A 13,299-nucleotide genomic window follows, 5' to 3' on the forward strand; every position below is an offset into this window, starting at 1 on the left:
GCCGGCAACGCCACCGTCATCCGCGCCGCGGCGCGCCTGGCCGCCGCCTACCACGGCACGCTCACGGCGCTGGTAGTGGAGCCCGTCGACGATCAGAAGCCCTCCAAGGAAGACGCCCGCGCGCTGCACGCGAACGTGGAGCTGGCCGAGGAGCTGGGGGCGCATGTGGTGACCGTCTACGGCGACGACCTGGCGCTCCAGATAGCCCAGTACGCGCTCTCGGGCACCATCTCGAAAACCGTCATCGGCTCGTCCGAGAACAGCCGCAAGCGCACGCTGCCCTTCCTGCCCCCGCGCGAGTCCGTGGGAAGCCGTTTGGCGAAGCTGTCCTGCACGGCCGACGTCGTGGTCATCGCCGACCGGCACGAGGCCCGCCCCACGTCCAGCCGGCCCCTGACCGCGCGCTTCAAGCCCACGCGCACCGACTTCGCCGCCGCCTTCCTGGCTCTCGTAGGCGCCACGACGCTCGGGCTCCTGCTGCACGAGGCAGGGCTCGCCAGCAGCACGGTCCTTGCCGTCTACCTGATGGCGGTGCTGCTTGGCTCGCTCAAGGCCGACAGCTTCTTCTACAGCATCTTGGTCTCGCCGCTTGCCGTGGTCCTGTTCAACTACTTCTTCCAAATGCCGCGCTTCACACTGACGGCATACGGGCTGAACTACCCGTTCACGTTCGCGTTCCTGTTCGTCACGTCCATGGTGGTGTCGTCGCTGACCATCCGCATGCGCCACGAGGCGCAGATGAACGCCCGCAAGGCCTACCGCACCGAGGTGCTGCTGGAAACCGAGCATCGCCTGCAGGAGGCGAACGGCGTGGACAGCATCCTGTCCACCACGGCCGAGCAGGTCATCAAGCTGCTGCGCACCACCGTGGTCATCTACCAGGTATCTCCCAGCGGCCGGCTGCTCGACCCCATCCCCTTCGCCTCGGGCAACCCCGACGAGGACGTGACCATGACGTCGCTCGTGGGCGACGACGAGCGCGCCGTGGCCGCCTGGGTGGCCGGCAACAACAAGCGCGCCGGCAAGGGAACGGGCACGCTCATGAACACACGCTGCCTCTACCTGTCCATACGCGGCAAGGATACCGTGGTGGGCGTGGCCGGCATCGTGCTGGCCGACGAGGACCTGGACGCGTTCGAGAAGAACCTGCTGCTGGTCATGCTGGACGAATGCGGCCAGGCCGTGGAGCGCGAGCGGTCGGCAGAGGACGCGCATCGCATCCGCCTGAAAGCCGAGCAGGAGAGCCTGCGCGCGAACCTGCTGCGCAGCATCTCGCATGACCTGCGCACGCCGCTCACCAGCATATCCGGCGACGCGTCTATCCTGCTGTCGAGCGCCGACGTGCTCACGGACGACAAGAAGCGCGCCATCTACACCGACATCTACGAGGACGCGCTGTGGCTGGTGAACCTCGTGGAGAACCTGCTGGTGGTCACCCGGCTGGATAACGGCACCATGACGCTCAAGACCGAGCCGGAGCTCGTGGAGGACGTGATACGCGAGGCGTTCCACCACCTGAACCGCAAGGCCGCGCTGCACGATGTGCGCGTGGAGGTGGACGATCCGCTGCTCATGGCCCAGATGGACGGGCGCCTTATCATGCAGGTCATCATCAACCTGGTGAACAACGCGGTGACGTACACGCCGGAAGGCTCGCGCATCACCGTGTCCGCCCGGCGCGCGGAACGCGGGCAGCAGCCTGGCTCCATGGGGCTCGTGGCGGTATCCGTCGCCGACGACGGACCCGGTATCGCGCCGGCCGACCGCACCGAGATATTCACGATGTTCTACAAGGGGAAGAACGTGGGCAGCGACGCGCGGCGCGGCATGGGCCTGGGGCTCGCGCTGTGCAAGTCCATCGTGGAGATCCACGGCGGCACCATCGCCGTGGACGCGCTCCCCGAAAAGGAGCGCACCTCCCCCGACCGGCCGGGCACCGTCATCACGTTCACGCTTCCTGCGGTAGAATACGAGGCGGACCATGCAGAGGCCGAGCAGCGGGCGGCAGCCGTCGCCGCAGGAGCATACGACGAAGGAGGGGGCGCATGACCGACGCAGCCGAGGGCCACGGCGCCTTCACCGTCCTCATCGTGGAGGATGACAACGCCGTGAAGAGCCTTATCGCCACGGCACTCAAGGTGCAGGGCTACCGCCTGCTCGAAGCCGGCACGGGAGGGGCCGCGCTGCTGGAGGCCACCACGAAGAACCCCGATGTCATCATCCTGGACCTGGGGCTGCCCGATGCCGACGGCATCGACCTCATCCGCCAGGTGCGCACGTGGTCGCACACCCCTATCATCGTGGTGTCCGCGCGCACCGAGGACGCCGACAAGGTGGCCGCGCTGGATGCCGGCGCCGACGACTACCTCATCAAGCCGTTCTCGGTGGAGGAGCTGCTGGCGCGCCTGCGCGTGGCCACGCGGCGCCTGGCGGCCGATTCCGGCACCGACCGCGACGGCCCCGTCTACGAGAACGGCGACCTGCGCATCGACTACGCGGCCCGCACCGTGACCCTGGCCGGCGAGGAAGTGCACCTCACCCCCATCGAGTACAAGCTGCTGGCGCTTCTGGCCCGCAACACCGGCAAGGTGCTCACGCACAACGCCATCCTCAAAGAGGTGTGGGGGAACGCCCTGGCCAGCGACCTGCCGTCGCTGCGCGTGTTCATGGCCACCCTGCGCAAGAAGATCGAGCGCGACCCGGCCCACCCCGCCTACCTCCAGACCCACGTGGGCATCGGCTACCGCATGCTGCGGAAGTGAGCACCTTTCACCTGTCGAAGCACAGGGAGGAGCTTGTCGGCGGTCAGTCTCGGAACGCGCCCTCGTCCGGCGCCCCCGTTTCCAGCAGCCGGTAGAACTCCTCGGGCGGCACGGGGCGTGAGAACACGAAGCCCTGCACCATGTCGCACTCGGTCGTGCGGAGGAACGCCAGCTGCTTGGGCGTCTCCACGCCCTCCATGACGGTTTCCATGCGCAGCTCCCGAGCCATGGTGATGACGAAGCGCACCACCGTCTCCTCCGTGCCGGGAAGCGAGCTCTCCAGCAGGAACTCGCGGTCGAGCTTCAGCACGTCGGCGGGCAGGTCCTTCAGCACGTTGAGCGACGATTGCCCCGAGCCGAAATCGTCGATGGCGCAGCGGAAGCCAGCGCGGCGCATGCCCTCCATGATGCCGAACACGCCGTGCAGGTCCTCTATGACGATGCTCTCCGTGAGCTCCAGCTCGCACAGCCCGTCGGGAATGCCGTACTCGTCCTTGATGCGCACGTAGGTGGGCAGGAAATCGGGCCGATGCAGATGCAGCCGCGACACGTTCACCGAGATGGGCACCACGGGCAGCCCGGCGTCCAGGCGGGCGCGCAGGTCGCGGCACACGCTCTCGAACACGAACTCGTCGAGCCGCAGGATGAACCCGTTCTGCTCGAACAGCGGGATGAACTCGTCGGGTCCCACGATGCCCTCGTCGGGACGCCTCCAGCGCACGAGCGCCTCGCCGCCCAGCACGCACGTGCCCGCCACGTCGTACTTCGGCTGCACGAGGTGGAAGAACTCGCCCTGCGCGAGCGCCCCTTCCATCGACCGCTCCAAATCGGCTCGGCGCAGCAGGGCGTCGCGCATGGGCTTGCTGTAGGCGCATGGCGTGATGCCGCGCTTGCGCGACTCGTTCTGGGCGATGCGCGCGCGGTCCATGAGCTCGTTGACGTCGCGCGCATCGGGCGCGTCCTCCGAACAGCACAGGCCGATGTGCAGCGAGAGCGGCTTGCCGTTGCCCACGATGCCCCGCGCGCGCTCGGCCACGCGCCTGCACGCGTCCAGCGCTTCCTCGCAGCGCGCGTACGGAAGCAGCAATAGGAAATTGTCGGCCGAAAGGCGCGCCGCAATGCCGTCCCTGCCCGCCTCGTCGCACAGGATGGCGGCGAGTTCCCGCAGCACCTCGTCGCCGCGCTCATAGCCGTCGACGTCGTTGATGAGCTTGAAGTTGTCGATGTCGACGCACACCGCCGCCGCCCCGTCCGAGCCGCCGCGGCCGAGCTCCGCAAGCCGCTCATCGCCCTCGAGCGCAAACTTGGCGGCACTGTACAGCCCGGTCAGGTCGTCGTAGAACGCCATACGCTCGATCTCGCGCCGATGTGCGCGGCTGCCCCGCCAGTACACCGCCAGCACGATGCCCAAACCCGCGATGATGACGAGGCACAGCAGCAACGTGGCGTTGATGATGGCGTTCGCCTGCTCCATAACCACGTCGTTGGGAATGATGGACACCACATCCCAGCCGTCCGTGCCGGCGAGCGGCGTGTAACAGAACACGTAGTCGTCTCCATGGTACGAGAACAGCGCCACGCCACGCGCGTTCTGCTCGAGCGCGGCCCGGAACGACTCGACGTCCGCCTCGTCGTTGCCCTCGTAGCCCACGATGTCGTAGATGTTCGAGAACGTGCGGTTGCTGTTGCGGTGCTGCGAGCGCATGACCACGTCGCCTTCGGTGTTCACAACGTATGAGAAGCCGCTGCCGTTGTAGAACGACAGAGAGAACCGCGCCTCCATGTCGTTGAGCGGCCGGGCTTTGCGCACGATGCCCGGCGTGCCGTCGGAGAACGCGAAGCGCTCGTAGACGCCGATCATGTTGCTGCCCGTGCGCTCGTCCAGAAACGGCTCCATGACCCCTCTCTCGCCAGCCGTCTCCGCAAGGACGAGCTGCTCGGCAGTGAGGTTCGCCGCGCTGTCGTTGTCTGTACGGTACACGGCGCCCGTGACGAGATTCGCGCACACGTACACCGTGCCGTCGTTGCCCGCGCCGAACAGCGCCAGCTTCTCCGCCATACGCGCCTCGTCGTCGGGATGCTGCAGCGACAGCTCCGATGCGAACAGGTCGAGCGTGTCGAGATCTTTCCCGAAGTACGTGTCCAGGGCATGCTGGCCCTGCTCCGTCACCTCCAGCACGTCGGTCACGGACTTCTCCCACAGCGAATCCTGCACGAAACGCGCGAACAGCACCGTGCCGGCGATCACGGCCACGGAGACCAGCGTCACGAGGATCGAGATGAGCGTCTTCCGCGACTTCATCAGGATGCATCCGCCCCCTCGGCCAGCAGGCTGCGCAGCTGGTCCTCGGCTTGGGCGGCCGTCGCGCCCCCGAGCAGGGAAACCACGCTCTGACGCAGCGCGCCCCAGACGGGCAGGAGGATGTTGTCGTCCGCGCCCACGACCGCGCCCGCAGCGAACGCGCCGGCCAGCGGCTGCAGCGGGGCGTCGTCGGGGGCGGCGTTGCCCTCCAGCGGGCTGAACGAGCACTGGCTGTTCGCGAAGCGCTCGATGGCGGACGGCTGGGTGAGGAAGGCCGCGAACTCCTTGGCCTCTTCGACATGGGCGCTGTTCGCGTTCACGCTTACCCGCGTGTCGACGTTGACCACGAGCACGGGCCGGTCTTCGAGGACCGGATAGGGGTGCACCTCGTACGCCAGGTCCGGCGCCATGTCGTGCACGCGCACCGAGGCCCAGGCGCCCGTGAGCATGAACGGGTAGCGGCCAGTGGCGAACTGGTCCAGGTCGTCAGAGGTCTTCTCCGTATCCAGGGCCGTGCCAGCGTCCACGTAGCCGCGCTCCACGATGCGCTCCACCAGCTCCAAGCCGGGGCGCAGCTGGACGGCCAACGCATCGGGATCGGCGCTCAGGGCGGCAACGCGCTCGCGCACGTTGTCGGCGGCGTACACCTCCGCCATGCCCCGTGCGATGGCGAGCGTCTTGAGCGAGATGTCGTTGTTCGTAACGAGCGGCGTGACGCCGTCGGCAAGGAACGCGTCGCAGGCGCGCTCGAACTCCGCCAGCGTGCGCGGCGCCTCGATGCCGTGTGCGGCCAGCAGATCGGTGTTGCAGTACAAGCCGAACGCCGAGATGGACGTGGGCACGTACAGGATGGCACCGCCCGCCTCCATCTGGTCCAGCGCGAGCCTGCTGAACGTGGAGATGGTGGGCAGGTCGGCCAAATCGGCCAGATAGCCCTTCTTCTCGAACGACAGGGCCGTGTCGTGGTCGATCATGAACACGTCATCTCCGCTGCCCGAATCGAGCCGCTTGACCAGCGCCTCGTAGTACGGCAGGCTCTTGATGCCCTCGTAGGACACCGAGACGTTCGGGTACTCGTCCATGTAGTCGCGCAAGATGTCCTCGATGGCGGCCACATTGAGGGGCTCGTACTTGAAGCCGAAGAATGTGAGCCGCATGTCGACCACCTCGTCGCCCGCAGTGCCCACGACAACGTTCTTGCTGGTGGAGCAGCCGGGAAGGGCCGGCGCAAGCGCGGCCGCCAAGCCGAGCGCCGATGCCGCCAAGAAGCCGCGACGCGTGAGGGCGCGCGATGCCGAGGGCACGCGGACGCACGCCCCGTCCGAGGCGCGAGCTTCCTCATGCATGCGCTGCCCGTCTTCCAAAACCCCGTCCTTCGTCCAAGAGCCGCCCCCTCCTCAAGCGCTGCCTTCGGCGGCTGCGCCGGCAAGTTCCGCCGGCCGTCAGGCCGACGGAACCCCTAGGCCGTCGGAACCAAGAGCTGCGCAATCTGGACGGCATTGAGCGCCGCACCCTTGCGGATCTGGTCGGCAACCACCCATAGGGCCAGGCCGTGCTCCACCGTGTCGTCCTTGCGCAGGCGGCCGACGTAGGTGTCGTCCGTGCCGGCGAGAAGGCCCGGCATGGGGTAGGTGTTCGTGGCGCAGTCGTCCATGACCGTGATGCCGTCGGTCGCCGCAAGCGCGGCGCGCGCGGCCTCCACGCTCACGTCGCCGGCGAACTCCACGTTCACCGATTCGGCGTGGCAGCGCAGCACGGGCACGCGCACGCAGGTGGCGGCCACCTTGATGCCCTGGTCGCCCATGATCTTCTTCGTCTCCACGACCATCTTCCACTCTTCCTTCGTAGAATCGTCGTCAAGGAACACGTCGATGTGCGGGATGCAGTTGAACGCGATGCGGTGCTGGAACGCGCTCACCGTGAGCTCGTCATCGGTCTTGCCGTCCAAGAACTCCTTGGTCTGGTCGTAGAGCTCGGCCATGGCCGGCGCGCCGCCGCCGCTGGCCGCCTGGTAGGTGGACACCACCACGCGCGTGATGGGCGACAGGTCGTAGAGCGGCTTCAGCGCCACCACCATCTGGATGGTGGAGCAGTTCGGGTTCGCGATCACGCCGTTGTGCCAGGCCACGTCGTCCGGGTTCACCTCGGGCACCACCAGCGGCACGTCCTCGTCCATGCGGAACGCGCTGGAGTTGTCGATCATCACCGCGCCGGCAGCCGTCACGGCCGCGCGCAGCTCCTTCGACACGCTCGCGCCGCAGCTGAAGAGCGCGATGTCCACGCCCTCGAACGACTCGGGCGTCATCTCCTGCACCACGAACTCGCCGGCCGGCACCTGGCCGCAGCCCGCGAAGGGCAGCTTCCTGCCCGCCGAGCGCGCCGATGCGAGCGCCCGCACCTCGCTCGCCGGGAAGTCCACGTCGTGCAGCACCTTCAGGAACTCGCTGCCCACCGCCCCCGTGGCGCCCGCAATGGCCACCACCGGATGAGCCGGCATCTCCTTCGTCCATGTCATAGGTCGTTTCTCCCTTTCCCCAGGTTGGCGTTAGTCAGTCAGCGAGAGGGGCCGGGGTGCGCCGAATTCGTGGGATCGCGGAGGCGAAGCGTACCTTGGGTACGCTTCGCCTCCGGGATCGCGCGAAGGCGGCGTGCACCGGCCCCTCGCAGCGTCGAGCCGTTCCGCCGTTCGGCAGAACGGCGTAGCCTTAACGTCCCTTGTTCATCTTCGCGGCGATCTCCTCGGCGGAGAGCTGCGTCTCCTCGAACACGCTGTCGCTGTCCAGGTCGAATGCGGTATGCAGGCAGCGCACGGCCTCGGCGGCCTGCGAGCCGTCCACCACCACGGACAGGCGGATGGGCGACGTGGAGATGGCCAGGATGTTGATCTGGTTCTCCCCCAGCGTCGTGAACGCGCGCGCCGCCACGCCGGGCGACGACTTCATGCCCGTGCCCACGAGGCTCACCTTGGCGATGTCGGCGTCCACGTCGAACTCGCGGGCGTTGATGTCGGGCAGGATACGCTCGATGGTCTCGCGCGCGAGGGCCAGGTCGGCGCCGGCGCACGTGAAGCTGATATCCGTGAAGCCGTCCTCGGAGATGTTCTGGATGATCATGTCCACGCGCACGTTGTTGCCCGCCAGCGCGCTGAACACCTTCGCCGCCACGCCCGTCATGTCGGGCACGCCGCGGATGGTCACCTTCACCTCGGACGTGTCGTGCGCGATGCCGGTGATGACGGCTTCTTCCATCATGTCGGTTTCCTCCTTGATATAGGTGCCCTCGGCCTCGGAGAACGCCGAGCGGGAATGGATGACCACGTCGTACTTGCGCGCGAACTCCACGGCGCGCATCTGCAGCACGCCCGCGCCCGAGCCGGACAGCTCCAGCATGTCGTCGTAGGACACGGCGTCGAGCTTCTTGGCGCGTGGGCACACGCGCGGGTCGGCCGTGTACACGCCGTCCACGTCTGAGTATATCTCGCACACATCCGCGCCGATGCCCCAGGCCACGGCCACGGCCGTCGTGTCGGAGCCGCCGCGGCCGAGCGTGGTGATGTCCCCGTTCGCGTCGATGCCCTGGAAGCCGGCCACCACGGGGATGGCGCCGGCGGCGATGGCCTCCATGATGCGCTCGTTGTGCACCTTCACGATCTTGGCCTTCGCGTGCATGCCGTCCGTCTCGATGCCGGCCTGGCGGCCCGTGAAACTCATGGACTTGTAACCGCGCGCCTCGATGGCCATGGCCAGAAGCGTCATGGACACCTGCTCGCCGGTGGACAGCAGCCGGTCCATCTCGCGGGCGGGCGGGTCCTGGTTCAGCGCGCGGGCGAGGCCCACCAGCTCGTCGGTGGTCTTGCCCATGGCGGACACCACGGCCACCACGTCGTGGCCGGCTTGCTTCTTCGCGATGACCTTCTTCGCCACCATCTGGATGCGCTCGGGCGAGGCAACGGAGGTTCCCCCGAATTTTGCTACGATTAGCGACATGGCGTTCTTTCTCGTCATTGGCCCAGTTGGCTCTCCACTATACCAAAGAGCCGGCCCCCACGCGCGCCGAACACCCGCGAGCAGGCGTTTTTTCACGGGGAAAGCGAAACGGGCGCGGCGACGGCGACTCGGCGGGCCTCCGCTCGCTCCCGCCTCGACACGCCGGACGTCAGCTCCCGAGCAGCGGATTCGTGCGGTCGAGGAAGACGAGGCCCAGCAGGAAGGCGAACTCGCGGTCCGGGGCGTCGGGCATGCCGAGCACCGCCTTCGCCCTGCGCAGGCGGTAGCGCACGGTGTTGGGATGCTGGTGCAGCGCCTCGGCGGCTGCGCGCACGTCGCCGTAGGCGCGGGCGAGGGCTTCGGCAGTGGGGGCCAGCTCGGCGTCGTTTTCCGCATCGTATTCTTCCAGCAGGGCGCGATGAAAGGCGGCGGTGCGGCCGAACAGGCGGCTGGCGGCCGCCGCGGCGCGGAAGGCGTCGTGGTGCAGGTCGGCCCAGCACGCCACGGCGTCGCCCTCGGTGCGCGCGGTCTTGAGCGCAGCCAGGGCCTCGCGCACGCTCAGGTCGCCGTCCGACAGCGGGCCTTCCTCCCCCACCCCGAGCCACAGAGGACCGATGCGCTGGATGCGCGCCACCAAGTCCGCCTCGGAGGCCGCGCGGACGGAGGCGGGCGGCTGCGCATAGGACACGAATGCGAGCAGGAGGTCGTGGTAGCGGCAGGCGAACACCGTGTCCACGCTGGCCCAATCGGCCTTGAACGCGTGCAGCACCCCCGCAAGCGCATCGAGCGCAGCGTACAGCGAGCACTCGTCGGCATTGCGCGGCGCCACGGCGAGGCACTGCAGCGTGGCGCCCATGGCCCCGGTGAGCTGGTAGAGCCTCGTGCGGGTGCCCTGGCTGTCATGAGCTGCCAGAAGCGCATCCACCATGCGCCCCTTGTCCGACTCCTCGCCGTCGCGGCGAATGAGGTCGAGCGCTTGATAGGCCAGCACCTCGTGGTAGGCGCCTTCGTAGAGGTACAGCGGCACGCCCATCGCCGTGCTGGCCGAGCGCACCGCTTCGCTCAAATGAGGGTGGTACACGTTCTTCACGGCCACCGCCGCCACGTTTCTCCTTATGAGCGCCAAGAGCGATGCCTCGGCAAGCGCCGCGTCGTCGCGCGCGAAACCGAGGTTCGACGCGATGAACTCGCCTGGCAGGTAATCGGCATACGCCTGCTCGTCGGGTGCGAGATCAAGGATACCCACGTTGCGCACCTCGCGCGCACCTGCTCCCGCGCACGGAGCCGCCAGCTCGATGCGCTCGAACGCCGGCAACGCGATGATGTCCGCAACGGTTATCACACCTGAACCCCTCTCGACGATGGGCCCATACTACACCAAATGCGTCGCTGCCGTCGGGGTGCGCCGTCCTACGGGCAGGGCGATGCACCCCGACGGCAGCGGGACCGCGCGCCGCCCCTGCGCCAGTGGGCACCGTTGCTGGCCGGCATTTTACAGGCCGACCTGCGCTTAACCGGGGAAAACATTGCCTATCCAGCCTGGTAAAGGTCCTCCAGGTTGCCGTTTTCCACCAGCGTGCAGAGTGCGTTGCTGGCATGCTGGGGGCTTACGCCCATTTGCTCGAAGCGCTTCGTCAGCTTCAGGCAGTACGCCAAGTCACCGGAATCCAGCGAGAGCAGGGCCGACGTGGCCTGCTCGTCCAACTTCTCCAACATGGGATGCTCCTCTCGGTCGAATTCTCGTACCAAGAGGATATCCTGCACGCCCCTGCCCGCTTTTGGACAAGCGAGACAATCGCAAGCCCCCGTTTTGTGCTACTGAACAAAACAGCGGGGGCGAAAAGCCTCGCTTTCCGGCTGACGGGGGATAAGCCTGCCTGCCGGCGTCAGGTGCGTACCGCCCTCGCCGGCCGGCGGAGCGCCGAAATCCGCCGCCTCCCCTATTCCCGTTCCGGCATCCGCCACAAAAGCACGAAGCCCACCACGAACAGCACGGCGATGGACAGCACGCCCATGGACGAGTTGCCGGTGAGCTGCGTGAACACGCTGACCAGGAACGTGCCCATGACGGCGGCGTACTTGCCGAAGATGTCGAAGAAACCGTAGTACTCGTTGGCGTGCTCCTTGGGGATGAGCTTGCCGAACTCGCTGCGCGACAGCGCCTGGATGCCGCCTTGGAACAGCCCCACGCAGATGGCGAGGATCCAGAACTCCACGGCCTCCCGCAGGAAGAACGCCGCGAACAGCGTGATGCAGAAGTACGCGAACACGGCCACGAGCAGCATGCGCTTCGTGCCGAACCTCGTGGACAGGCGCCCGTAGGCGATGGCCGACGGGAACGCCACGAACTGCGTCACCAGCAGCGCCAGCACGAGCTGCGTCGCGTCGATCCCCAGGTCGGTGCCATAGCTGGTGGACATCTTGATGATGGTATGCACGCCATCGATATAGCAGAAGAACGCCAGCATGAAGTAGCGCAGCCGCTTGTCCTTGAAGATGCGCTTCACCGTCTTCCACAGGCCGCCGAACGTGTCGCGGATCAGGTGCTCGGCACGCTCCTTGTAGTGGGTCTGGTGCACGTCGCGGATGAGCGGGATGCTGAACGCCACCCACCACACGGCCGTGATCAAAAACGCGATCTTCATGCCCACGTCCATGGGGATGCCGATGGAAGGCCCGCCCAGCACCACGGCCAGGCACGCGATGAACGGCACGCACGAGCCGATGTAGCCCCACGCGTAGCCCTGCGACGACACCTCGTCGTAGCGCTCGTCGTCGGTGGCGTCCACGAGGAACGCGTCGTAGAACACCATGGAGCCGTTCAGCATGATGGATGCGACCACGTACAGCACGAGGAACGCCATGGCCGCCGTGGGTATGCCGAGGGCCGCCAGCGCGATGGCGCCGGTGCCCACCGTGCCGATGAAGAACTTCTTCTTGTTGCCCTTGAGGTCGGCGAGGCTGCCCAGGACGGGCATGAGCAGCGCCAGCACAAGCGAGGCCACCGTCTCGGCGTAGCCCCACGCCACCACCACCGAAGAGCCCTCCTCGGCGATGGAGGCGAAGTACACCGGGATGAGCGCCGTGGCCAGCAGCACGAAGGCCGAGTTCCCCACGTCGTACAGAACCCAGCTGCGTTCCTGCCTCGTCAACTTCGCTCGCGCCATGGTGCGCCTTCCTCTCGTCTCGCGCGCCCCCGCGCGCCTCGCGCACCGCCGTTCAGCCGGAAACGTTCTTCACAACTGGGAAACCGACGGTTAACAAGCACCGCCTCATTGTATATGATACCGCTAAGCGACACGGGTAAATTTCACGTCAGAAACGGGGTACCGCGCCATGCCCGCACTCATCACGCACGACTTCTTCGGCCAAGACGTCTACGACCGGCTCTTCCGCGATATCGGCGGGACCCGCGACGAGGCCGAGGCGTTCCTGCTGGGCAACCAGGGCCCCGACCCCCTGTTCTACGCGGTAACCGACCCGCGCCTGCGCGAGCACAACCGACTGGGCAACGTCATGCACAGCGAGAAGCCGAGCGAGCTCGTCAAGGCGTTCAAGGATTCGCTCGGCATCCTCGACGAGGACGAGCTGCCCGTCGGCCGCGCCTACGCGTTCGGCTTCCTGTGCCACTACACGCTGGACTCCACCCTGCACCCGCTCGTATTCTTCCACGAGTACCGGCTCACCGACGCCGGCGAGCCGGGCCTCTCGCGCGACGACGCCCACGAGGTGCACGCCGTCATCGAGAGCGAGCTGGACGAGCTCGTGCTGTTCGAGAAGCGCGGCGAGACGGTGGCCACGTTCCAGCCGTGGCGCGAGATACTGCAAGCCAGCGACTTCGTGCTCGGCGTGGTGTCGAAGATGTTCTCCTACGTGGCGCTCACGGTGTACGGGCGCATCGTCCCGCGCGACCTGTTCGCGCGGTCGGTGCGCGGCTTCCGCCGCGTGCAGCGGCTGTTCTACTCCAAGACCGGCGCCAAGCGCGCCGCCCTCGGGCGCATCGAGCAGCTGGTGCGCCCGTACTCGTTCTACCAGTCCATGAGCCACCGCCCCGTGGCGCTCACCGAGAGCGCCTACGACAACCGCGCCCACGAGGCCTGGGAGAACCCGTACACCGGCGAGGCGAGCACGGCGAGCTTCTGGGACCTGTACGGGCAGGCGCTCGAGAGGGCCGAGGAGAACATCGCCGCCTTCGAACGCGACGGCTTCGACCTGGAGGCCGCCCGCTCCCTGACCGGCGAGCTGGACT

At 67.3% G+C, this 13,299-nt stretch carries 10 protein-coding genes; 3 read left to right on the forward strand and 7 right to left on the reverse strand.

All coding sequences use genetic code 11. The features are described from left to right. Nucleotides 1–2,049 (forward strand): ATP-binding protein (locus tag GPA_RS04170; RefSeq protein ID WP_049784003.1); only part of this gene is annotated, 2,049 nt, incomplete at its 5' end. Then, nucleotides 2,046–2,762: a response regulator gene (locus tag GPA_RS04175; RefSeq protein WP_015539029.1), complete on the forward strand. Its 717-nt coding sequence runs from the start codon at nucleotides 2,046–2,048 to the stop codon at nucleotides 2,760–2,762. The genes GPA_RS04170 and GPA_RS04175, both read left to right, overlap by 4 nt. A 43-nt stretch (nucleotides 2,763–2,805) precedes the next feature. On the opposite strand, the gene GPA_RS04180 is transcribed toward GPA_RS04175, so the two are convergent. The 7 genes from GPA_RS04180 to GPA_RS04210 all read right to left on the reverse strand — a co-directional run bounded on the left by GPA_RS04180 (nucleotide 2,806) and on the right by GPA_RS04210 (nucleotide 12,217). Beyond that, nucleotides 2,806–5,064, reverse strand: coding sequence for an EAL domain-containing protein (locus GPA_RS04180; protein ID WP_015539030.1), 2,259 nt, complete (start codon nucleotides 5,062–5,064; stop codon nucleotides 2,806–2,808). Next, nucleotides 5,064–6,410, reverse strand: a complete 1,347-nt coding sequence (locus tag GPA_RS04185) for an ABC transporter substrate-binding protein (RefSeq protein WP_015539031.1) — start codon at nucleotides 6,408–6,410, stop codon at nucleotides 5,064–5,066. The genes GPA_RS04180 and GPA_RS04185 overlap by 1 nt, the downstream gene beginning before the upstream one ends. Nucleotides 6,411–6,523: 113 nt before the next feature. Beyond that, complete coding sequence (locus GPA_RS04190; RefSeq protein ID WP_015539032.1) at nucleotides 6,524–7,579, reverse strand: aspartate-semialdehyde dehydrogenase; 1,056 nt, start codon at nucleotides 7,577–7,579, stop codon at nucleotides 6,524–6,526. Nucleotides 7,580–7,769: 190 nt separating this feature from the next. Beyond that, on the reverse strand, nucleotides 7,770–9,050 hold the full coding sequence (locus tag GPA_RS04195; protein WP_041239054.1) for an aspartate kinase: 1,281 nt from the start codon (nucleotides 9,048–9,050) through the stop codon (nucleotides 7,770–7,772). Nucleotides 9,051–9,219: 169 nt separating this feature from the next. Next, nucleotides 9,220–10,392 carry a PucR family transcriptional regulator gene (locus tag GPA_RS04200; protein WP_041239055.1) on the reverse strand — a complete coding sequence of 391 codons (1,173 nt, stop codon included), beginning with the start codon at nucleotides 10,390–10,392 and terminating at the stop codon, nucleotides 9,220–9,222. A 188-nt stretch (nucleotides 10,393–10,580) separates the two neighbouring features. Next, nucleotides 10,581–10,766: a hypothetical protein gene (locus GPA_RS04205; protein WP_015539034.1), complete on the reverse strand. Its 186-nt coding sequence runs from the start codon at nucleotides 10,764–10,766 to the stop codon at nucleotides 10,581–10,583. 224 nt (nucleotides 10,767–10,990) lie between these two features. After that, a complete protein-coding gene (locus tag GPA_RS04210) occupies nucleotides 10,991–12,217 on the reverse strand; it encodes an MFS transporter (RefSeq protein WP_015539035.1) in 1,227 nt (408 codons plus the stop codon). Between the two features lie 169 nt (nucleotides 12,218–12,386). Here GPA_RS04210 and GPA_RS18870 point away from each other — a divergent pair. Next, a partial coding sequence (locus tag GPA_RS18870) for a zinc dependent phospholipase C family protein (RefSeq protein ID WP_041239057.1) occupies nucleotides 12,387–13,299 on the forward strand: 913 nt, incomplete at its 3' end.

This window comes from Gordonibacter pamelaeae 7-10-1-b (assembly GCF_000210055.1).
GTDB lineage: Bacteria > Actinomycetota > Coriobacteriia > Coriobacteriales > Eggerthellaceae > Gordonibacter > Gordonibacter pamelaeae.